The sequence below is a fragment of the Wolbachia endosymbiont (group A) of Conops quadrifasciatus genome, from assembly GCF_964027015.1.
Classification (GTDB): domain Bacteria; phylum Pseudomonadota; class Alphaproteobacteria; order Rickettsiales; family Anaplasmataceae; genus Wolbachia.
The window spans coordinates 1,050,391-1,072,073 of record NZ_OZ034722.1 but is presented as its reverse complement, the minus strand read 5'-3'; the positions used below and the strand labels follow the sequence as shown (position 1 = coordinate 1,072,073).

The window sequence follows — 21,683 nt, the reverse complement described above, 5'->3', positions numbered from 1 at the left end:
TTAGTAGCAAGGGCCGAATAATGGGAGCTGCGTGAGTCGAGAGGTTCATGCACAGTTCTGCGAGAGGCTGGCGGGGAAGGTCCGCCGGTCTACTCTCCCTATAGTATTTCCTAAAATTAATAATAAATTTCTTGGCTAGCAAGAAGCTGTAAATTTTTTTGCGAGACCTAAGCCACTTTTGATATAGCTAAAGGTTTACTGACAATCGTCTAATTCCACTACCTGCTGACTTACTTTCTGCTTAGCATATCCATCAAATCAGATTCTTTGAGTTTACTATGGTCAACTTTACTGAACTTATTTACCACAGAGCTCATTTGATTATACTGCTTAATCAGAAGATTAACTTCAGTTACACTTGTTCCGGACCCCTGAGAAATTCTAAGTCTTCTTTTGCCATTTAAAATATCTGGATTTTGCCTTTCTTTTTCAGTCATTGAGTTTATGATAGCTATATATTTTTTCACTTTATTGTCATCTGGCACACTGCTACTTAGCTTTTTTGTGAATGAACTAGGAATGAATTTCATTATGTTGCTAATACCATCCATTTTATTGAGAGTTTTTAACATTCCCACTAGGTCGTTTAGGTCGAATTTACCCTTTTTTACTTTCTTTTGTAACTTATCAATTTCTTCCTGACCAACAATCTCAGCAGCTTTTTCAACCAATGAGACAACATCACCCATGCTAAGTATCCTTTTTGCAATTCTATCGGGGTAAAAATCATCGAGGTCACTTAATTTTTCACCACAAGCAATAAATTTAATTGGACAATCGGCGATCATTTTCATAGAAAGAGCAGCACCACCACGTGCATCACCATCAATACGGGTAAGAATAATGCCGGTTACACCTATTGCCTCATTGAATGATTTGGCAATGTTGACCGCATCCTGGCCTATCATTGCGTCGGCTACTAAAATAACTTCTGCAGGTGAAGCTATTTCCTTTACGGCTTTCAACTCATTCATCATATCATTGTCAATATGAAGCCTGCCTGCGGTATCTAGTATTAATACATCACAATTATCGTTCTTTGCTGTTGCCAGTGCCCTTTTTGTAATTGCAATAGGCCCCTCATTTATTACTATAGATAAAGTTTGTACGTCTATTTGTTTACCCAGCACCTCAAGTTGTTTCTGGGCAGCCGGCCTATAAATGTCTAAAGAGGCAAGCATCACTTTTTTCTTTTGCTTTTTTAGCTTTAAAGCAAGCTTTCCTGAGGTAGTTGTTTTACCTGCACCTTGTAAGCCCACCATCATAATCACAGCAGGGGGTTTAACTGCTAGATTTAAGTCACTTTTCTCTGATCCGAGAACTGCAACTAAATTATCCTGCACAATTTTAATTATCATTTGTGCTGGAGAAACACTTTTTATGACTTTTTCCCCAATCACTTTATCTTTAATGTCATTGATGAATTTTTTCGCAACTTCAAGTGAAACGTCAGCTTCAATTAAAGCTATACGTATTTCACGCATGGCAAGATTAAAATCATCTTCAGAAATGATTGACTTTCCTCTCAGTTTACTAAATACAGAATTTAAACTTTCAGTTAACGATTTAAACATAATAGCGTTAGTAGAATACTCATTAAAAAGAGAGAAGAAGCTGAAACAAAACTCACTGAGTTATAATCCAGCACTTCTTTAAGTTTAGTAATATTATTAAAGTATAAACCAGCAAGTGAATTAGTCAAGTTTTGCACTATGCTGGCAAACATTTCTCTAGTTTTAGAGACTAACTGATTGAACAGCAAGACAATATAGGGTATGAAAGCTCTAAAAGTCCAATCAACATCCATTTTAAAATTTATTCTCGGGTAAAATAACTTGCGTAAAGGAATAAACAATAAAGTGGTACATAATAACAAATTAAATTGCGACAAAATATTTTTTGTGTTGTACACAAGATCGAAAATCGAAGATTTATTGTAAATAGGTAAGTAAGGATTGCCAGTGATTACACATATAAATGCTAAAATGATCATAGTCATTTTGCCCCCCCTCTCTGCTAAAGGTTTTGACTTACTTTTTGCAATAAATAAGTAATAAAGAAACTTTAGCCCCACGCTTAAATGAAGCAGCAAATTTAGAACCTTATATAAATTTTTATACCCTTTTAAGGCAACAGTGTTCATTTCAATTTCAGCTGTGATATATGATTTACTGATAAATCCAGCGGTTCCAGGAAATGCAGCCATTGTAAGTATTGCGATTATAGCACACATGCCTTCCACTGACATCAGTTTACCTACTCCATTAAAACTAATTGTTTTTGTTCGTGAAATAATCGAATTGCTGACCACAAACAATAATAATTGATAAACAAGAGAGAAGATTATATGCAGTATCAAAATTGGTATTGCCTTTTCCGAAGGGCTGAGTAAACCTCCTGCAATAATCAGCAAGCCCATTTGTCCTACAATATTATAGCATAAAAATCTACGAATATTTTGCTCAAGAGAAGCAAATATAATGCTGTAAATTGCAGTGATGGCGCCTACAAGCGCTAATATTTCAGTACAATCTTGCCATAGGTTATAAGTGTGTAAAAGCATCACTAAAAAAGAGACTTTAGTGGTAAATAAAGAGAGATATGTAGTGCCATGTAGCGATGCAGCAGGATATGCATCAACAACCCAAAACGAAAAAGGGAAACAAGCGCAGTTTATCAATAAACCTAAAATTATCAGGTTAGTACTTTGCAGTGCCAATCCTGCTGTTAATATAACCCCAACAAAAAAGTGTACACAAGCGTACCTTATTGCAGGTCCACTATCTCTACCGCCAGCTGCGATAGTAAAAAATGCACTGACGGTCATTAATTCACAGAATATTATAACCAATATCATATGTTCAGATAAAACTGCATAAAGTGAACTAATAGTGTAAGCAGCAAAAGATAGCATCTCTGAAAAAGTCAAATTTTGTGCTGGTAGAACAGCTAAAAATGCAGCTGATAAAAAAGATATTAGTATGATACGAAAAGATAAATCAAAATCCAGAATTGGGAGAGACCAATTTACTGCAATGCTCAAATTTTCAGGTAATTTTAGGACTATAACTATTAATACAGTCAGTAGAAGTAACAGTGACGATTTATAAAGTTGCACAATAATTTAAACCAATATGGTTTATGCTATCTCAATATATGAATAAAATCAATTTGCATATTAACCACTAATTAAACTAATTATTATATAATTATATCAGAGTTTAGAGGGTTATAGAGAAACCGGTCAGATTAGGTTTTTAATCTAATCTGACCGATAGCTTTAATAGTGAGGTAAGCTTTAATATAGCATTCTTAATTCACAATGCTACACTAGTGCATAATTTATTTTTAATTTGTGCACGAGCGTTAGTAAATTATTTACTTTTTGAAATAAAATTTGGCATCACTTTAATATCCAGACTTAGTAAACCTCAGTAGGGCTGCCAGTTGGACCCATAAGAATTACTTGTTCACCTTCTTTAAAACATTTACATAAATTAGTGGAACCGCCAGTTTCAAGCACAATAGTGGAAATAATTCCTTTTTTTTTGTCTACTTCAGTGCCGGTTACGGCTATACCTTCCATAGCAAGGTTTGTATTATTGGCTTTTCTGCTATTGGTTTCAAAATTTTGCAACCTAAAGAATTGTCCAGGTTTAAAATTCTTTGCCGCAAGTGGTGCTTTGATCACTATTTCCACAACTTTGTCTGTTAAATATTGAACTTTTATAACCTTTGCAGTGAATTGCTCTTTGATTTTATTGAAAAATTCTTTGTTAGCCAGGTGTTCTGATATTATTCCAGCGCGTGACGCTTTAGTGTACAAATGCTGCAATTTGTAGGTAATTCGCATAGCAGGTGGTGTCATGCAAGTAGCTGACACTGGAATCCAGTTCTGACTATACAACCATCTGGTGTACTCATTCAAAATTAAGTTTTCTGGATCCCAGTGTCTGGGCACTGGAATGACATCTTTTTTGGTGAAAGTTACTCTTACATTACAACATTCATACAATTGTGCATATGACTCCGAGATTCTAGCTGGAGTGGCAGAAATGAAGCTATTAACTCTATTCAAAAGCTGAGAAATGATAGGGTAACCATTCTTAGCGCTTGCCATAGCTTTCACGACGCTGCCGCTATACGAAGGATGAAGATCACCAAAAAAGCTAATTGTTTTATTGCCTTGCTTATATACTAATATTCTGTCTTTATTCTGCATCTTAGGAGAAAATATTGGATCTATTTCTTTTCCTGATGAATTCAAATGAGTAAAATACCCATTGCTTAATTTAAAATGCTTTTTATCTTCTGTTGCAATAACTGTATTTGGCTCAGTACCTGCTGCTATAAAAATAGAACGTGCTTTCATGAATCTGATTTCGCCGGATTTTATGTCTATTAGTTTTATTGATTCAGCATGATTATATTTATCCGTCACAACTTCAACTGGCTCTAAGTTTTCAATAAAGTAAATCCCTTCTGAAAGTGCATTTTGCACCTCTTCGCTATTTAATCGATAACTTGGCGAATCTTTTAGCTCTTTTCTATATACAACTTTCACTCCCCCCAAACTCTGCATTAACTCTAATATTTTTATTTCTTTACTCTCTTTTTTTGCTAACTTTTGCTTTTCTCGGATCAATTGTGCGTGCGATATAAACTCATTCGCAATTTCGCGCTCTTCCTCTGTCCAATCCTTTTCAACACAGTCCTTTCCATACTTATCAACTAATATCTCATAACGAAGAAGAAATTTTTCTGCTTGAATTGGATAATACGCTAAAGCTTCAGTGGCAGTGTCAATCGCAGTAAGCCCCGCACCTATGACAACTATCGGCATACGAACTTGCAGATTTGCTATAGAATCAAATTTAAGAGCGCCAGTCAGTTGTAACGACATAAGAAAGTCAGATGCCATACGCACTCCACGAGCTAGTATATTCTTTATTTTGATCATTCGTTGCTTGCCAGAGCCAAGTGCTAGTGCGATGTGATCAAAACCCAAGTTGAAAGTATCATCAACATTAATCGTGCCACCAAAACGAATGCCCCCATAAAGTGCGAAATTCTCACGTCTTTCCAGCAGTAATCTAATAATCTTTAAGTAATTTTTATCCCACCTAGAAGTAATGCCATATTCTGCCACTCCACCAAACCCACCTGCCGTGCGTTCACTCAATTTTTCGTGTTCAAAATCTTTAATTAGCTGGAAATTATCGATTAAAGGTTCAATCCTTAGTCCATCAATGGCGATAACGTTATGCCCATCATTCAACAAATGATGAGCTAAATTAAAACCAGCAGGACCAAGGCCTACAACTAGAACGTTTTCTCCGGTGTTTTCTCTTGGCAATGAACGCTGAAAATTTAAAGGATTCCAACGGCTGAGCAGAGAATATATTTCAAATCCGTACGGTAAACTAAGCACATCATCCAAAATCCTTGTTTCAATCATTGGCACATTCACGGGTTCTTGTTTCTGATATATGCACGAGTTCATGCAGTCATTGCATATTCTGTGCCCAGTAGCCGCACATAATGGGTTATCTATCATCACAATTGCAAGGCTTGCTATGCTGTAACCTTCGCTTTTCACCAGATTCATTTCTGATATTTTCTGTTCTAGTGGACAGCCATGCAGCTCAACTTTTAGTGGGGACTGTTTAAAAGTATTGTCGTTATTAATTAGCCCCTTTGAGCAGCTGTCCTTATTTTGCTTATGACAGAATATGCAGTAGTGAGCGTTATCTAATGCTTTGTTCAAACTCACCTTTTTGCTTGTTAGATCAAAACCATATCGTCTTTTTACTTCATTTGAATACAGCACTTCAACTTTGTCCACTTCTTTTTTAGAAAATGGAATGAGGTTTTCGTGGTCGATTTTTTTATGAATACTAAATAATATACTCTGTTTATTTTTTACTCTCCACACTGCATATTGTGCCGCAAGTTCTATTTCTTCTTTGTGATTTTCTTTATCTTCAAACCAATTCATCACCTGCTCGGCAAAATTTTTTTCTGTTGTTGGCAAAGTGAGAAAATGACTTAGTTTGTTAGTAATATCTATATTCGCCACATTAATGTATTTCTTCAATGCGTAGCGTTGGACAAATAACCTTTTGCATTTATATATCACAGCAAAGTCATTGTGTTTTTTCTTTAGCTCTTCTATTTCTTTTTCAATGTTGAAAAGTTTTGCAATGAACTCGTCAAATAAATATGAGAGGTCTATTATTAACTGGCTATCACCAATCTGATTTTCCCTTGCTTCAATTAATGAACAAAACAGGCTTTCATCACATGATTTAATATAATTCAAAAATGTCTCATCCAATTTTATTAATCCACTGCGAGTATATAAATTTGAAAATGAGATATTAAGCTGCATTATACATTATGCACACTGTCTTTTGTATATTACGTATTTTGTAGCATAGCTAAAATCGTTGCTTCTGCAACCTTTTCTTCACCAACACACGCAATACACTCAAATTTACATGCACTTAAACGTGCGTTTTTAACATTAGCTTGCAGAATCAGTGTGTCCCCTGGAGTGACTGGCTTTCTGAATTTTGCATTTTCAATAGACATAAAGTAAATAGCTTTGTTTTCTATTGTACCTTGACTTTCTTTACCAAGAACACATATAGCAGATGCTTGAGCTAGAGATTCAATTATCAAGACTCCTGGCATTATTGGATGACCAGGGAAATGACCAATAAAAAATGGCTCATTGAAAGTCACATTTTTGATTGCTTTTATACTTTTACCAGGATCACACTCTATAACCCTATCTACTAAGAGAAACGGATAAGAATGTGGTAGTATTTTTATAATATCACTGATATTAAATTGCATAAGCCTACTCAATGCCTTTTAAAGCAAATTCAGGTATTTCCTTGTTTATATTGTTTAATACCATATCCGATAAATCAACTTCATCCATAGAGTATAAAACTTGGTTCTTTTTTGAAATAAATAGTACCAAATCTATGTTGTCTTTTTCTGCCGTTTTTTTAGCAACTTCTTTTATCTTGTTAAAAACACTCTCTACTGCATCTCTATAACTTTCTTCTAAATACAACATTTTTTTAGCGTAAGCATCTCTAGCATTTACAGTATGCTTATTAAACTGTTCTGTCTTTTCCTTTTTTGCTTCTTCTGACAAAAGTTCAAATTCTTCTTTTGATGGCTTAAGTTTTTCTAACTCACTTTCAAATTCTTGTTGTAATCTAGAATTCTGCTCCTTTATTTGTTGTTGTATGTTTTGCAGAGCAAGAGATTCATTGATAACTTTATCACTATCAATAATGGCAGCCTTTGTGTTCTGAGGTTGATATCCTGCAAACTTATACCCCACAAACAAGGAAATAATTAAGGCAATAACTGATATAAATAACTGTATATATTTCATTCAAATCCCCGCTTCAATAGAAAATTTAACATTTGGTGATGGTATTATATCATAAGATTCCTTTACTAAAGGAAACCCAAAATCTAATCTAAGTCTACCAAAAGGAGAAGGCATTGAAAAGCCAAAACCTGGTGACACTCTTATAAGCTTACTATCATTATATGGATCTTTATATTTCTCATTTTTATCATCTAAGCCAAAAAGTGTTGCATAGTCAACAAATAATGAGCCTTTGATACCAGAATAGTCATATAGTTTTGGTAATGGGAAATCTACTTGCTGTGTTAAATTAAAATAAGTTTTGCCTCCTAACGAGCTTTTATTGTTGTCTATTGCTCTTGGTCCGATACCAGAAAGATCAAACCCTCTAATCTCATTACCCCCTTTAAAAAAGTGCTGGCCAATGTTTAAATCTTCATCGGTATAAGAAAAAATATGACCTGCCGCCATCTTAAAGCGCAGTATTATGCTATCGTCAATTTCACTTAATATAGGATGCGTGTAAAAAGACAAGAACTCAGATTTTAGGAAGTTTACATTCCCTCCCAATCCTGAAATATCCTGACTTATACGCAATAAATATCCTTCTTTTGGAGCATAAAGATTATCCAGTTTATTATATGCCAATGTGTATCCTACTGATGAAATCTGATGTTCACCTCCTTGCCCCTTTATTATATCAGAGATGTCATTGTCTTTTCCACCCTTATTATCCATGTGTATACGGTTATACTTGTAAGAGTAGCGAATGGAATTAGTTAAGTTTTCTATAACTTTGTATGATAATTTTGTTGAAAATCCCATGTCACAACTGTCGAAGCTAGTGTGTGGTTTATCTTGTTTTTCATAAAATACGCTCACACCTAGTGATGTATCAGAATCGTTAAAATTATTTTCAACAACCTCTACATTAGTAGAAAGTGAATATTTATTTTTTTCAAGAGCAAAAGAGAGCTCTTTACCACTACCAAATAAATTACGATCTGTGAAATCAGTTTTTACAAATGCTCCGCCAGGAAAGGACATACCTCCTGCTAAAGATAATGAGGCAGTTCTTTTTTCTTTAACATTTAAGTCAAGATTTACTGCATTGTCATTAACTGCGTAACTATTTACTTTCACTGTTTCAAAAAAATCACTACTCATTAGTTTTTTACGTGATTTTTGAATCTCAGATATATTGTACGCATCACCTTCTGCTATACTTAGCTTACTTCTGATCACCTTATCTAAAGTGCGATCGTTACCATCAATTGTAATTTGATTTATATAAATTTTTTTACCCGGCAGCACTCTGTAGGTCACATCTACAACATTGTCACGTTGTGCATACTCTGGATTAACTTTTGCAAATATATATCCTTTCTCATTTAAATACTTGTTTATTTTTTCTACTGTATTATTAATTTTAACTCTATTAAATATCTTATCGTTTTCCTCTGTTATAAAGTCCAATATTTCTTCTTTTAGGCTTAAATCCTGAATTTCAGTTTCAATATTAACCTCATTATTTCCAAACAAATATTGCTGTCCTTCGTCAATCAAAAAAGTCAATTCTATCTGATTGTTATTATCAACCTCAACAGTCGGTTGAATATTATTTTGAATATATCCCTTAGACGAATAAAAACGATCGAGCAATTCTGTGTTAATCAATAAATATTGTGGTGAATAACGAGTTCCGCCCCTAAACATGGCTCTAAATAACTTACTAAATATGTCATTACTATGCACTTTAATAGCTTGCTCTAGCTCGTTTTCAGAAAAGTTTTTGTTACCTATAAATCTTATATCCTTAATTTTAGAGGTTTTACCTTCTTTTATTTTAAAAATTAGATTGACCCTATTACTATCAAGCTTATTCAGCTCATATGCAACGTTAACACCAACCTTACCGTTATTTCTATAAGTAGTGATTAAATTCATTAAATCGTTTTGCAATTTTGTTTCAGTGAAAATAGTTAGCGATTTTGATTGAATTACATTATTTAGCAGCTCTTTGCTGTTAAATAATTTATTACCCTTTAATATTATCTTGTTAATTAGTGGATTTTCTTGAATTTTTACTACTAAATTTTTTTTATCATCGATATAAGCGTTAACACTAGCAAACAACTTTGTTTTATATAAACCTTTTATAATCGAATCTATATCATCGTCGTCTACATAGCTACCAGGTTCTAACTTTATATAAAACCCTATTGTTTTATTGCTTACTCGCTCATTGCCAATGCATTTGATATCTTTTATCTGTACTTTTTCCTTATTTTCTAAAGCAACAAGTAGAGCGGGAAAGGAGATAAAAATTACTATTAGTATGTAAAATAGCTTTTTCATATTTATTTTAAAAAAGACTCCTAATATCATTCGAAATTGCAATTGCCATCAGCAAGAACAAAATGAAAGCACCAAAGTTAGCCTCATATTTTTGATATTTCAAACTTAAATCTCTACGTATAACTGCTTCTATAATATAACGAAATAAATGCCCACCATCCAGTAGCGGAATTGGTAGCAAGTTAATCGCAGCTAAATTAGCTGAAATAATTGCCATGAGATACACAACCATAATAAATCCTTTTTTGGCTGATTGCCCTGAATATTTTGCAATTTTTATTGGTCCACCTATTTCACTTGCACTTCTCTTACCAACGATAATTTGAAAGATAGCTTTGATCGTTAAGCACATAGTGTGGTAAGTTTCACTTACTGATAAGCTCACAGCCCCAAGAAAAGATGACTGCTTTAATGTATTGACTGAAATAATCCCTATAGTTTCTCTTTCTATTATGTTGCCAAAAACATCTCTACTCTCAATTGTCAATGGAGTCAGGCTAGTTCTACGCTCCTCATTATTTCTGCTATATTTAATTTCTATTCTCGTCTTGGGGTTCGACATTATCACACGTGAAATATCTTCAAAGTATTTTATTTTATGTTCATTGATTTGTGTAATGGTGTCACCTGGTAATAGGCCAGCTTGTTTGGCTGCACTTCCTTCAATTACATCCCTAATCACCGGTGGAGTGCGGTAATAACCTGCCGTGCTAAAAAATATTGTAAAAGCTATAACAGCAAGTATCATATTTGCAAAAGGTCCTGCAAAAACCACTGCTGCTTTTTTATACCGCGGTTTTGTATGAAATGAATACAACTTTTCTTCTTCAGTTAATTCTTTTTGATCAGCTGGGACACTTGCTGCATTAGTATCCCCTAACATTTTAACATAACCACCCAATGGAACAGCGCTTAGTTTCCATCTAGTTCCAGACTTATCGTTAAAACCAAAAATTTCAGGACCAAAACCTATAGAAAAAGATTCAACTTTAACTTTGCATGCTTTGGCAACAACATAATGCCCATATTCATGCACAAACACTATAACAGAAATGATTAAGGCAAATGACAAAAAACAATATATTCCATTGCCAAACTGATGAATGAAATTCGAAATTAACTCCACCTGTGTATTTAGATCTTAAACAAATGTTAAGTATATTAAAACGCGCCTCGCTTGACAAGTATTTAGTTTAACTTTTAAATTAAAAAAAAGTTTAATTGTAATGACAGATACCTCACTACTCAGAAGAAAATTGATGTATAGAAGCTGGCATAGGGGTTGCAAAGAAACCGATATACTTTTAGGGCATTTCGCATTGAAATATCTTGATAAATTTTCCTTGAGCGAACTAATCGAATACGAAAAAATAGTTGATCTTGATGATTACGAATTATATTGTTACATAACTCGTAAGACAAACCTCCCTCCTGGCTTAAATAGTCAGATAGTCAATTTAATTGCTTGCTTTATTGAAGCTAATCCTTTATGCACTCAAGATTAGTGATAATCTTATTTACCTTATCTAGTACCTCAATATAGTCTATTCTTTTCTCGTTTCTATACTTTTCGCGCTCTTGATTTGCTTCATCCAACCGCTTTGTTAATTCTAAAATTTTATCCTCAAGAATTAGCGCTGCAAGTAAGAAATTTAATGCATCCGAACCCTTACCTCCAGTTTTTTGAGATACAGAACCAACTAGCTTGTCAAAACTATTAGCAAGATGTAATAAATGGTTCTTCTTCCCACTTTCGCAAGATATTTTGTATGTGTTATTACGTATAACTATTTCTACTACTTGCATATGGTGCTAAAAATTTCTATCGTACAGTATAAACTCAAACCCCTACTTTCATCTTATTTATGGTATAAATTTTTATTCATTTATCAAATCAGATAATTTTTTACTGCTACGAAAGTATGTTTTAAAGTATTGATTCTTTGTAAACTTCTGTAACATTAAATGGCTTGTTTCTTTCAAGTTATAACTTCTAACTGAAAAAGAACCAAACCCCCTAATTTCAACTCTATTATGATGCTTCAATGTGCTTGAAAGTATCCCAAAAAATCTATCAACTATAGCTGCTATAACAATCTTATCTAAAAAAGGATGTCTTTTTGCTACCCTCGCTATTATATCAGACTTTGTTGCCATTTATATGAAGCCAAAATAAGTAAACCTTATCACTTAGCAGATAATACTATGTTATATTCTTCAACACCCAATACTTCAACTTCTATTTTTTCTGATATAGAGAACTTTTTATTTTCCGGTAAATGCTCTTGATCTATTAGAAGGGTTACATCGTTCTCAACTTCAACGACTAGTCCATTATCTTCTCTCTTACCTACAATAACCTGTATTTTATCGCCTACCTTAACTTTCTTTATCAGTTCTTCAAGAGGATCATACTCTATTTGTTTTATTCCAAGATAAATTCTTGCCCGATTCACGTTAGCCCTTATTACTTTTGCTTCTATTTTATCACCTACATTATACTTCTTTATCTCATCTGAGCTATTTTTAGACCAACTTAAATCTTTCACATATATTATCCCTTCTACGTTCTCATCTATTTCAGAATCATTGAAAGCAACAGATACATATGAGCCGGTATTATTCTTCACTTCACCAGAAACAATAGAACCAGGAGGATATTTATTGATAAATACTTGCCAAGGGTTGTCTACACACCTTTTCATGCTTAAACTCATCCTACTCTTAGCAATGTCAATACTGAGAATTTTTACATATACTTCTTGTCCCCTTGTTACGAGACTACTAACTGGTAAATTACTCTTAACCCAAGTTATTTCTGACGAGTGCACTAAACCTTCAATTCCAGGTCTAAGCTCAACAAACAATCCATAATCTTCTATGCTTGTTACATAACCCTTATGCACACTATCAACTGGATATTTTGACTCTGCATCTTGCCAAGGGCTATCTTCTAGCTGCTTCACACCTAAGGAAATTTTAGCATTTTCCTTATCTATTTTTATAATTTTAACTTTTATAGTCTGGCCACAAGCAAAAACTGCAGATGGATGACTCACTCTACTCCAAGAGATATCTGTAATATGTAGCAATCCATCTATAACTCCCACTACATCTGATTCATGAATACCGATAAATACACCGTAATGAGTGATGCTTTTTATTTTTCCTTCTATTATATCGCCTTCATTTAAAGATTCTAAAAATTTAATTTTTTCACCAGCGTGCAATTTTTCTAACACCAGCTTTCTTGATACTACAATATTACCTTGCTTCTTATCCATTTTAAGCACGATGAACTTTTGTTCAGTTTCAATAAGGTGCTTCGCGTCTTTTACTTGCTTCAAATCCACATGACTCAGCGGTAAAAAAGCGCTTATTCCGTCACCAAGATCAACAATAAAACCACATTTAATTGAGCGTTTAATAACTCCGCTTACTTCAGCTCTTGTAACTGTATCTTCTTCCAACTTATTCCATTTCTCGTCTCTAATTGCTTTTTCACGGCTAAGAACAACATTACCATGATAATCTTCAATTCTTTCCACATAAACTCTAATTTTCGAGCCAATAATGATCTCATCATTACAACCGAGTTCCTTGATCAGAATTCTCCCGTCAGACTTTAAACCAATATCAACCACAACGTCGTTAGGGTTTATTCTTGTAATTACACCTTCTACCACATCTCCTTCTTTAATTTTGTTAACAAAAGAATCTTCAAACAAGACATTATCTTGATCCTCAAATTGGCCTTGACATATCTCTTCTATAAACTTGTTTGATGATAGCTTTCTGATAGTAACCGGTAGATTTACAACTGGATCATTATTATTCATGCAATGTGACCTTTAATTTAAACTTTATTAGAACTCATATATTATATAATATTAATAATTATTGACAAGTAATTTTTCGTTAATTCATTTCGAGAATTGTTTAAGCTATATAAAATATAGTGAGAAAATTATATATGTATCAAGAATATGCTATTTAAGAATAGCAAGTGGATTAGATCGTTCTCCAGAAGGTCCAGGTTAAAAACGGATATTGATGAAATATTGGAAAAATATTCTATTCAAAACAGCAAGGAATCTATAGAGAAGATTGTAAATTCACGAAAAAGAATATGGGTAGAAATAGGCTTTGGCAACGGTGAAAGTATGCTTTACCAGGTGCTCAATGAACCTGATCTATTATTTATAGGATGTGAGCCCTACTTAAAGGGGGTTTCTCGCTTGCTAACAAACATAGAAATACAAAACATAAAAAACATTTTAATATGGACAGAAGATGCAAGAGAATTGATTGCAAATTTTCCTGACAACAGTGTTGAAAGATTCTTTATCCTCTTTCCAGATCCATGGCCAAAAAGAAGTCACAATAAAAGACGATTAATTAATACGGAATTTTTAAATTTATTAGCAAAAAAAATACTTATAACAGGGGAAATATTCATTGCAACCGATCATCAGGACTATGCAGAGTGGATAGCATCACATATAAAGCAGTGTAACTCTTTAATCTATAGGGGAGACGATTTCACAAGTTATACTCTTACAAAATACCACAAAAGAGCGCTCAAAGATCAGCGTAAAGTAAGGTTCTTTAAAGTAAGTGTTATTAATAATTTGCAGACTATGGATCAATAGAGTTTTTGCATATCTCTTTTACGTTAACTATAGATTAAAAATAATAAAAAAAGAGGGAGAAATAGAGTAAATTCCTTTAACTACTTCTCCTTATGAAGAAATAGTAAATTTTTTAAGTTTCTCTTTAACCAACGGGCTCCCATGAGGAGAGGAGAGTAAAGATCTTTTTTCATAAGACCTGCTGCAAAAGATGATTGAAAAAATAATGTGAGAGAAGTAGAAGAAGAATAAGCAGATTGAGTAAGGTAAAAAAATGAGCTTTAGTTACTATAACATGAAGAAACACCCAAGAAACTTTCGTAATATAACAGGTTTAACTATAGAGGAGTTCGAAAAGGTAGTGGAAAAAGTGAGGTCTGGGTGGGAAAGAGTTGAAAAACAGAAAAAGTGCCATGGTAGAAGATCACAACTACCAACTCTAGAAGATAAGTTATTTTGCGTAATTTTGTACTATCGCACTTACATAACACATAGATTTTTAGGGTGCCTGTTCAATGTGCACAACGCAAATGTATGTAGGTTACTGAAGAAAATAGAGCCATTACTTGCCAAAAAAGTTACTATAACAAAAGATAGAAGTATGACACCAGAAAAAATACTGAAGATTCTGGCTGATGTTACAGAACAGCAAATACAGAGACCAGAAGATAGTAAAAAACGGAAGAAATCATATTCAGGAAAAAAAAGAACCAACACTATGAAAACTGAGATTGTTATCGAAGAAGGTGGAAGAATTTTATCAGTGTCAAATTCATATCGTGGTAGAATTAATGATTTTCGCATAAGGAAACAAGAAAAATATTTACCAATCGATAGCATAAAATATGCCGATTCTGGATATCAAGGTTGGCAAAAATTGCAAAGCAATGTTATAATTCCATATAAAAAGTATCGTAAAAAGCCATTAACTCCAGAGCAGAAAGAGCATAATAGAAGATTAGCATCATTTAGAATGAGAGTAGAAAATAAGATCCGTGAGATAAAGATATTTAAGATTATGTCTCATATTTACCGCAATTTTCAGAAAAAATACGACCTGAGGTTCAATATTATTGCTGGTATTGTGAATCTTAAGCACACCTTTTAGTTAACCTTGATTTTAGTCACCCTCCTTTCCTTCTTTTTATTGCTTGATTCGCAGCAGGTCTATAGATATCTTAACACTTTTTTCTTCTTTTGTAGTTGGCGGACGAGTAAGAAAGTGAACCTTTGGTGCACCACTAATTATTGCCATTAGTGTTTGCTCTGCCCCTTCTCCCATAACTAAAACAGCAGATATTGCCAGTGCATCAAGAAGATTGACTTGTGTTACTTGCAGTGATTGATTATAAAGATCTGGCTTGCCTATATAGGAATAAAGTGGTTCAAATCCACACCAACCAAGAGCAACGCCCGTAACCCCACGACGCATAGGTGTTACATTACTATCTGTAATCAAAATACCAAGATGTTTTATGCAGTGTTTTGTCTTGAGATAGTTCCATATTGATAGAGCTGTTTTCTGAACATCCTTTGGGTATAAAATATACATTTCATTACCATTTGGTTCATCAATGCCAGCAGATGGAATTAAGATATTATCTTTAATCGTTAAACAGATACTATGAGGATTGTGGTCCACATCAACAATTGCATCAGCTTCTCTTTTGATTAGCTCTTCTTTAGAACAAGCAGTTTTGCAAACCACTTGTTTTTGACAAATAGAAATGATTTTTGATGTGATAGCAAGAACAACTTCCTCTCTTAGCAACTCTGAAACATAGCAATCAAGAACTTGCTCTAATACTTCTCCACATTCAATGCGGTGGGTATAAATTGCTTCAATATGCATATTAACGTGTTAGCTTGCATATAGTATAGTCTTTTGTTTTGGTAAGAATAGTTTTATTCCATCTATCAAGAAGTGTTAAGTTGAAATATACATCACCTTCATAAGGTCTGTGAATTTCTGTTATGATAAACTCTGAAATTAGATCATACTCCAAAAAAAGGTGCGCTATTTGTGCTACACCAATCATGAAGATTTGAGGGTAACTCCAATTACCTTGGATTGACAAGAACTCTTGCATAGAAGAAACAATAGTGCATTCTATGCCTTTATTAAAACAAGGACTTAATTTGTTACGAAAAAAAACAATAGGCTTTAATATGTTTTGTGGTATTGTTTCAAATGTTTTTCTTCCCATCACAATAACTTGTTTGTCAGTCACTTGACGAAAACGATCTAATTCACTTGGATAATGCCAGGGCAATCCATTATTTATTCCAATCACCCCCTTGGGATCAACAGCCATAATTCCGATAATCTTCATTCCTGTAAAGCAGCTTGAGCTACAAAAAATCGCATGTGATCACGCACATTATGCACTCGAAGGAAATCAACCTTGTTGTGCAATGCAGATGATAAAGCAATTGTTTCTAAATCTCGGTTAAAGACAGGTTCTGTAGAAAAAGAAGAAATAAATGACTTTCTAGAATGACCAACCAGAACTTTGCAGCCAAAACTTCGCAATGCTTCTATATTGCGTAAAAGCCAGATATTCTGATATAGAGATTTTCCAAAACCAATACCAGGATCAATAATTATCGAGCTTTGATCAAAACCTAGGGTAAGTAACCTGCTAATGCTCTTCTCTGACCAATTATTTATGATATCAATTGGGTCAGTGTCGTCTGGAATAATGTTGTCTCTATGTGGTGGTATTGAAAGTGAATGCATAATAACGATGCTGCAACCATTACTAGCAATTGCTTTTAAGGTATTATTATCCAGAGCTTCCTTCTGATCGTTTACCCAGGTAATTTTGTAGTGTTTTAAAACATTCAAAATAACATCTGGCCAGAAACTATCAATGCTAACTTTAATATCGCCAGCTTTCATATAATCGCTAAGATTATCAAGTACTGGCTTTAGACGTGCATACTCTTCCTCTGGGATCTGCATTAAAGATCCAGGTCTTGTTGATTGAGCACCAAGTTCAACTATGCTTGCACCATCTGATAACAGCCGCAGTGCCTGCTTGGTTGCTTGATCTGAATCATAATAAAGACCACCATCTGAAAATGAATCAGGAGTAATATTGACAATACCTACAAGCTCTGGTGAAAGCGTAAAACTCTTTAAAAAACAATCTTGAATGTTAGGGATATCATAAGCAACAGTACCGAACGTCTTGTTGATTATTGGAGTATTATCCATAGGGTTCAGCATTGCCATCAAGTGAAGCAAAAATGGTCTGTTTATCAATTCTGGGTGAGGAATTCTAAGGTAGGGTGTATCGAGCGTTAGATCATCCCATAACAAAATATCCAAATCAATAACGCGAGGTGCCCACTTTTCATAGACCTGCGGACGGCCAATATCACACTCAATTTGTTTTAGACCTTTTAATAGCTCTTCGGGAGAAGAAGAACAACTTCCATAGACAATCATGTTGAGAAATGGCTTATCCCACTCAGGTGGAGCACCGTTTGGTAAAATGGCCTTAGTTTCTAGAATGATCGAAGACTTTAAATCTTTAAAATAGCGTTCCTTTAGTAACTGAGCAGCCCTTTGTAAATGGGAAAAGCGATTTCCTGTATTTGAGCCAATAGAAATATAGATCATTAGTTACCTTCCTGTTCTTGTAATGTATTACAATAAGTAAAGAGAACACCTCCATGCACACCGGAAACGGGTGGTGCAACTTTGTGAGTAGTCACTCTTATGGAAGAAATAATATGTTTTTTTTGCACCAAAAGATTATTAATGGCTCTGTATATATCATGGGTTAAGTGCTCGATTAAATTGAATTGCTTGCTTTGAACGAGAGATTGAATACTCTGAACTACCTCCAAGTAGCATATAGTATCCTCAAGCCGGTCAGTTGTAAGTCCTAAAGGGGGGATTTAAAGGTAAAATCAATATTAACACTAACTAATTGAGAATGAAACTTCTCTTCTGCACTACATCCTAAATGAACCCAAAGCCGCAGGTCAGATATAAGAAGATTAAATTGCATTTTAATATCACTGAGTTTAATCTACTTACAATTAATGACACACACTAGCGTTCATCATCCCGTCAAGAAAACCCCACAAGAGTTTTGCTCCTTTTTTAGCGCCTTGCATGGCTTTCTCTTGCTCTTCTTCGCTTAAGTCTGCAATAAGATTTGCACATTCCTCAGAATGCCATTCATCAGCATGCATATGAACCGTAAAAAATTGAAGAGAACGCTCATCACTTATTGAATAGTGTTTTTTAAAACCTTCAATTTTAGACTTAGAAACCTCTGGAGTTTGACGTTTATAAGCATAAAGTGCACCCAAACCGGAAGCAAAGTCTGATCGTACAATATCAAAGTAACCATCAACTAACTCCTGTGTCTCTTTAATCTGTGCATCCTTATGGAGATCAGACCGTGTTACACCAAGCCCTTCAGCAAAACGTTTCCATAACTCTGGGTGATTTTCATCACCTTGTTCTTCTTCTATCAAATTACCAAGCAAAACCTGCTGCATTTTTAGATCTGGGCACAAAAAATGTATACCACTGATATAACGAGGAAACGCAGCAACGTGGTGATAATATTCTTTAGCATAGGTTTGTAAAGCTTGCAAGCTTAAGCTTCCTGTATTCCATGATTGGTAGAATGGATGATTTAGTAAGTGCAACTCATCTAACTTATTATTAAAAGATTTAGTAAATTCCATTATTTCCTCTATTATATCAACATATAATTCATATACTATAGTTTTCTCATTGTTACGATCATGCTAAGATCAACACAATGGTGGGATTGGTAGGACTCGAACCTACGACCAATTCGTTATGAGCGAACTGCTCTAACCGACTGAGCTACAATCCCTTTTATCAATATTTATAATACACACAAAAGCAAATTTGTCTATTAGCTTATTTCACTATCAACCCAACTTAGCAAATCATTTGTTGCACCAATTTTGCGTGCAATTTCCTTACCATCTTGAAATATGATTAAAGTGGGTATAGATTGCACTCCATACTTACTTGGCACTTCAGTCCCTTCATCTATGTCGAACTTGCAGATCTTAATCTTGCCTTTTCTGTCTTTAGCCAACTGTTCAATACGCGGCATTAGACTTTTACATGGCCCACACCATTCTGCCCAAAAGTCTATCAGAACAAACCCTTTATAGTCAGTGACTTCAGATTTGAAATTTTGATCATTTACTGATATAATGTCATCACTCATAAAATACCTAAACTTAGAACGATTGCTTGTAAAATATAGCGCATCAATCAAAAGTTAATCAACTAAATTCTTCTGAAAAATTGCCCTAAAGTGTCTTGCACAAACAAAAAACTTCTCACAAATGGTTATATCTGATGATTAAAGATATCCACGTTTTCCCAACCCATTAAGTCTAACTCAATGCGAGTAGGAAGAAATTCAAAGCACTTTTGGGCCAATTCTTTTCTATTTTCACGCTCCAACATTAAATCTAGCTTTTCCTTTATCTTATGGAGATACAAAACATCAGATGCAGCATAATTTTTTTGTTTGTCTGTCAAATTTTCATTTCCCCAATCAGAAGATTGCTGTTGCTTATTTAATTTGGTATCAAGTAGTTCTAAGCACAGTTCTTTTAAGCTATGATTATCTGTGTAAGTGCGAACTAACCGTGAAGCTATTTTTGTGCAATAGCACGGAAGTGCCCAAGTTTTCAAGTAATAATGTATTATGCTCAGATCAAATCGCGCGAAGTGAAATATTTTAGTTATATTTTTATCCTCTAATATTTTTCTCAAATTTGGCGCTGTGTAATCGTTCTTAAGTTGAACTAAGTGAACGTTGCCATCATTAAAAGAGAGCTGCACAAGGCATAATCTATCTCTGCTATGAAGTAGCCCCATTGCCTCGGTATCAACAGCTATAGACCTTATATCATCTGGTATTGAACTAGCTGGCAAGTCGTCTTTATATAAAAATATTCCCATAAAGTTAATACATTTTTTGGCACAATTGAAAACCTATGATAATCAAAAATGAGCCTTAAGTATACGAAAAGATCATAGAAGGAACCACGCAAATTTATGGGCTCTCACATTTTTCGTGTACACGGGGTTTACAAATCGCTGTATATGCCTATAATTAAGTAAATTTAGGTTAATTTAACTGCGGGAGTAGCTCAGTTGGTAGAGCGCAACCTTGCCAAGGTTGAGGTCGAGGGTTCGAACCCCTTCTCCCGCTCTTTACTTTCAAAATCATTTCGTCAAAAATCCCTTGACACATTTCGCCAGCCCCCTTATTATATTATGACAATAAGGGGGTATGTATGGTCCCAGAGTGTGATGGTAAGGATTTAGTATAAACAATTCAGGAGATTTTGTCCACTGAGAACATGTAAATTCAAAAGGAGTAAGACCATTAAGAGTTTTGAGTCTCTTTGCATAATTGTAAGCCATGACAAAGTCATAAAGATGCTTTGTGAGTTGCTGATGTGATTGGTAGTAGTATTTTTTAACAGTAGCATTTTTTAAAGTTTTGTTCATACGTTCAACTTGCCCATTTGTCTAAGGATGGCTGATTTTTGTTAGACGATGTTCAATATTATGTTCTTCACAAACTCTATCAAATATGTGTTGGAAAGCGTATTTATGGCGTTTCTGGTTGGTAAATTGTATACCGTTGTCTGTCAAAACAGTGTGGATTTTATACGGTAGAATTTTAATCAAATTACGTAAAAACTCAGCAGCTATGGGTTTTGTAGCACTTTTATGTAACTCAATATAGGTGAATTTGGATGTTCTATCTATAGCAACAAATAGATATAGTTTTCCCTCCTCTGTTCTGACTTCTGCAATATCAATATGGAAATAGCCTATAGGATATTTCTTAAATTTCTTTTTTGGTTTAGCTTCACCATCAACATCTGGCAGTTTGCTAATGTTATGTCTTTGTAAACAGCGATGCAGGCTAGAACGAGTTAAGTGCGGAATTGTAGACTGCAAGGCATAAAGGCAATCATCTAATGGTAGAAGTGTATGCTTCCGAAATGCGACGATTATTGCTTCTTCTTCTAAAGTTAGAACAGTTGATCTTGGATGTTTTGGACCCATATCAGCGTCTTTAGTGAATGAGCGTTTTCTCCACTTAATAATAGTTTTTGGATTAAGGTTATAATACTTTGAGAGTTTTGCTATGCTCTCTTTACTATTTTGTATTGCTCTACGAATCGTCTCTGTTGTTTTGGCACACCCATGTAATACTTGTCCCATAATTCCTCCTTTGATGGTATTTTTTCTCACATTTTAT

Annotated in this window: 20 protein-coding genes, 2 tRNA genes and 1 pseudogene; 4 read left to right on the top strand and 19 right to left on the bottom strand. The window is 34.2% G+C overall.

What is annotated here, in order from left to right:
• Positions 1-230: 230 nt before the first annotated feature.
• The 7 genes from ffh to rseP form a co-directional block, all read right to left on the bottom strand.
• The gene (ffh, locus tag AAGD69_RS05585; RefSeq protein WP_341811947.1) at positions 231-1,574 is read right to left on the bottom strand and encodes a signal recognition particle protein; all 1,344 of its coding nucleotides are present in this window, start codon (positions 1,572-1,574) and stop codon (positions 231-233) included.
• Entirely contained in the window at positions 1,559-3,118 is a 1,560-nt protein-coding gene (locus AAGD69_RS05580; protein ID WP_341811946.1) for a proton-conducting transporter membrane subunit, read from the bottom strand. Before AAGD69_RS05580 ends, ffh begins: the two co-directional genes overlap by 16 nt.
• Before the next feature lie 303 nt (positions 3,119-3,421).
• Positions 3,422-6,391, bottom strand: a complete 2,970-nt coding sequence (locus AAGD69_RS05575) for a WPE palindromic element domain-containing protein (protein ID WP_341811945.1) — start codon at positions 6,389-6,391, stop codon at positions 3,422-3,424.
• Between the two features lie 29 nt (positions 6,392-6,420).
• Positions 6,421-6,861 (bottom strand): 3-hydroxyacyl-ACP dehydratase FabZ, encoded by a 441-nt coding sequence (gene fabZ / locus AAGD69_RS05570; RefSeq protein ID WP_253309601.1) that lies wholly within the window; start codon positions 6,859-6,861, stop codon positions 6,421-6,423.
• A 4-nt stretch (positions 6,862-6,865) separates the two neighbouring features.
• A complete protein-coding gene (locus tag AAGD69_RS05565) occupies positions 6,866-7,417 on the bottom strand; it encodes an OmpH family outer membrane protein (RefSeq protein WP_265032882.1) in 552 nt (183 codons plus the stop codon).
• Positions 7,418-9,754: an outer membrane protein assembly factor BamA gene (bamA, locus tag AAGD69_RS05560; protein ID WP_341811944.1), complete on the bottom strand. Its 2,337-nt coding sequence runs from the start codon at positions 9,752-9,754 to the stop codon at positions 7,418-7,420.
• A 7-nt stretch (positions 9,755-9,761) separates the two neighbouring features.
• Positions 9,762-10,880, bottom strand: a complete 1,119-nt coding sequence (rseP, locus tag AAGD69_RS05555) for an RIP metalloprotease RseP (protein WP_341811943.1) — start codon at positions 10,878-10,880, stop codon at positions 9,762-9,764.
• 100 nt (positions 10,881-10,980) lie between these two features.
• Between rseP and AAGD69_RS05550 the strand changes: the two genes are divergently transcribed.
• Positions 10,981-11,259, top strand: a complete 279-nt coding sequence (locus tag AAGD69_RS05550; protein ID WP_182158663.1) for a succinate dehydrogenase assembly factor 2 — start codon at positions 10,981-10,983, stop codon at positions 11,257-11,259.
• On the opposite strand, the gene AAGD69_RS05545 is transcribed toward AAGD69_RS05550, so the two are convergent.
• The 3 genes from AAGD69_RS05545 to AAGD69_RS05535 form a co-directional block, all read right to left on the bottom strand.
• Positions 11,234-11,560, bottom strand: coding sequence for a cell division protein ZapA (locus tag AAGD69_RS05545; RefSeq protein ID WP_341811942.1), 327 nt, complete (start codon positions 11,558-11,560; stop codon positions 11,234-11,236). The genes AAGD69_RS05550 and AAGD69_RS05545 overlap by 26 nt on opposite strands.
• 72 nt (positions 11,561-11,632) lie before the next feature.
• Entirely contained in the window at positions 11,633-11,911 is a 279-nt protein-coding gene (locus AAGD69_RS05540) for an HU family DNA-binding protein (protein ID WP_010963035.1), read from the bottom strand.
• Positions 11,912-11,940: 29 nt separating this feature from the next.
• Positions 11,941-13,593, bottom strand: a complete 1,653-nt coding sequence (locus tag AAGD69_RS05535) for a 30S ribosomal protein S1 (RefSeq protein WP_341811941.1) — start codon at positions 13,591-13,593, stop codon at positions 11,941-11,943.
• Positions 13,594-13,740: 147 nt separating this feature from the next.
• Here AAGD69_RS05535 and trmB point away from each other — a divergent pair, with 147 nt between their 5' ends.
• Together trmB and AAGD69_RS05525 are read left to right on the top strand one after the other, a co-directional pair.
• Complete coding sequence (gene trmB / locus AAGD69_RS05530; RefSeq protein WP_341811940.1) at positions 13,741-14,406, top strand: tRNA (guanosine(46)-N7)-methyltransferase TrmB; 666 nt, start codon at positions 13,741-13,743, stop codon at positions 14,404-14,406.
• A gap of 274 nt (positions 14,407-14,680) precedes the next feature.
• Positions 14,681-15,493, top strand: a complete 813-nt coding sequence (locus AAGD69_RS05525) for a transposase family protein (protein ID WP_410529838.1) — start codon at positions 14,681-14,683, stop codon at positions 15,491-15,493.
• Between the two features lie 36 nt (positions 15,494-15,529).
• Here AAGD69_RS05525 and AAGD69_RS05520 read toward each other — a convergent pair whose 3' ends face one another.
• From AAGD69_RS05520 to AAGD69_RS05485, 8 genes are all read right to left on the bottom strand, one after another.
• The gene (locus AAGD69_RS05520; RefSeq protein WP_341811938.1) at positions 15,530-16,237 is read right to left on the bottom strand and encodes a putative folate metabolism gamma-glutamate ligase; all 708 of its coding nucleotides are present in this window, start codon (positions 16,235-16,237) and stop codon (positions 15,530-15,532) included.
• 1 nt (position 16,238) lies between these two features.
• The gene (locus tag AAGD69_RS05515; RefSeq protein ID WP_341811937.1) at positions 16,239-16,718 is read right to left on the bottom strand and encodes a dihydrofolate reductase; all 480 of its coding nucleotides are present in this window, start codon (positions 16,716-16,718) and stop codon (positions 16,239-16,241) included.
• Complete coding sequence (gene folP, locus AAGD69_RS05510; RefSeq protein WP_341811936.1) at positions 16,715-18,013, bottom strand: dihydropteroate synthase; 1,299 nt, start codon at positions 18,011-18,013, stop codon at positions 16,715-16,717. The genes AAGD69_RS05515 and folP overlap by 4 nt, the downstream gene beginning before the upstream one ends.
• Complete coding sequence (locus AAGD69_RS05505) at positions 18,013-18,243, bottom strand: dihydroneopterin aldolase (protein WP_341811935.1); 231 nt, start codon at positions 18,241-18,243, stop codon at positions 18,013-18,015. The genes folP and AAGD69_RS05505 overlap by 1 nt, the downstream gene beginning before the upstream one ends.
• A gap of 195 nt (positions 18,244-18,438) precedes the next feature.
• A complete protein-coding gene (locus tag AAGD69_RS05500; protein WP_341811934.1) occupies positions 18,439-19,098 on the bottom strand; it encodes a CADD family putative folate metabolism protein in 660 nt (219 codons plus the stop codon).
• A gap of 78 nt (positions 19,099-19,176) precedes the next feature.
• Positions 19,177-19,253 (bottom strand) — tRNA-Ile (locus AAGD69_RS05495).
• A 42-nt stretch (positions 19,254-19,295) separates the two neighbouring features.
• The gene (gene trxA, locus AAGD69_RS05490) at positions 19,296-19,619 is read right to left on the bottom strand and encodes a thioredoxin (protein WP_253309585.1); all 324 of its coding nucleotides are present in this window, start codon (positions 19,617-19,619) and stop codon (positions 19,296-19,298) included.
• Between the two features lie 125 nt (positions 19,620-19,744).
• The gene (locus AAGD69_RS05485; protein ID WP_264736005.1) at positions 19,745-20,365 is read right to left on the bottom strand and encodes a ribonuclease D; all 621 of its coding nucleotides are present in this window, start codon (positions 20,363-20,365) and stop codon (positions 19,745-19,747) included.
• Positions 20,366-20,545: 180 nt separating this feature from the next.
• On the opposite strand from AAGD69_RS05485, the gene AAGD69_RS05480 reads away from it, so the two are divergent.
• Positions 20,546-20,618: transfer RNA gene (locus tag AAGD69_RS05480), tRNA-Gly, on the top strand.
• A gap of 14 nt (positions 20,619-20,632) precedes the next feature.
• On the opposite strand, the pseudogene AAGD69_RS05475 reads toward AAGD69_RS05480, so the two are convergent.
• Positions 20,633-21,646 (bottom strand): annotated as a pseudogene (locus AAGD69_RS05475) (IS481 family transposase).
• Positions 21,647-21,683 lie beyond the last annotated feature (37 nt).

Coding starts and splice junctions, on each gene's coding strand:
- ffh (WP_341811947.1), bottom strand. CDS start 1,574: ATGTTTAAATCGTTAACTGAAAGTTTAAATTCTGTATTTAGTAAACTG.
- AAGD69_RS05575 (WP_341811945.1), bottom strand. CDS start 6,391: ATGCAGCTTAATATCTCATTTTCAAATTTATATACTCGCAGTGGATTA.
- fabZ (WP_253309601.1), bottom strand. CDS start 6,861: ATGCAATTTAATATCAGTGATATTATAAAAATACTACCACATTCTTAT.
- AAGD69_RS05565 (WP_265032882.1), bottom strand. CDS start 7,417: ATGAAATATATACAGTTATTTATATCAGTTATTGCCTTAATTATTTCC.
- bamA (WP_341811944.1), bottom strand. CDS start 9,754: ATGAAAAAGCTATTTTACATACTAATAGTAATTTTTATCTCCTTTCCC.
- AAGD69_RS05550 (WP_182158663.1), top strand. CDS start 10,981: ATGACAGATACCTCACTACTCAGAAGAAAATTGATGTATAGAAGCTGG.
- AAGD69_RS05545 (WP_341811942.1), bottom strand. CDS start 11,560: ATGCAAGTAGTAGAAATAGTTATACGTAATAACACATACAAAATATCT.
- AAGD69_RS05540 (WP_010963035.1), bottom strand. CDS start 11,911: ATGGCAACAAAGTCTGATATAATAGCGAGGGTAGCAAAAAGACATCCT.
- AAGD69_RS05535 (WP_341811941.1), bottom strand. CDS start 13,593: ATGAATAATAATGATCCAGTTGTAAATCTACCGGTTACTATCAGAAAG.
- trmB (WP_341811940.1), top strand. CDS start 13,741: ATGCTATTTAAGAATAGCAAGTGGATTAGATCGTTCTCCAGAAGGTCC.
- AAGD69_RS05525 (WP_410529838.1), top strand. CDS start 14,681: ATGAAGAAACACCCAAGAAACTTTCGTAATATAACAGGTTTAACTATA.
- AAGD69_RS05520 (WP_341811938.1), bottom strand. CDS start 16,237: ATGCATATTGAAGCAATTTATACCCACCGCATTGAATGTGGAGAAGTA.
- AAGD69_RS05515 (WP_341811937.1), bottom strand. CDS start 16,718: ATGAAGATTATCGGAATTATGGCTGTTGATCCCAAGGGGGTGATTGGA.
- folP (WP_341811936.1), bottom strand. CDS start 18,013: ATGATCTATATTTCTATTGGCTCAAATACAGGAAATCGCTTTTCCCAT.
- AAGD69_RS05500 (WP_341811934.1), bottom strand. CDS start 19,098: ATGGAATTTACTAAATCTTTTAATAATAAGTTAGATGAGTTGCACTTA.
- trxA (WP_253309585.1), bottom strand. CDS start 19,619: ATGAGTGATGACATTATATCAGTAAATGATCAAAATTTCAAATCTGAA.
- AAGD69_RS05485 (WP_264736005.1), bottom strand. CDS start 20,365: ATGGGAATATTTTTATATAAAGACGACTTGCCAGCTAGTTCAATACCA.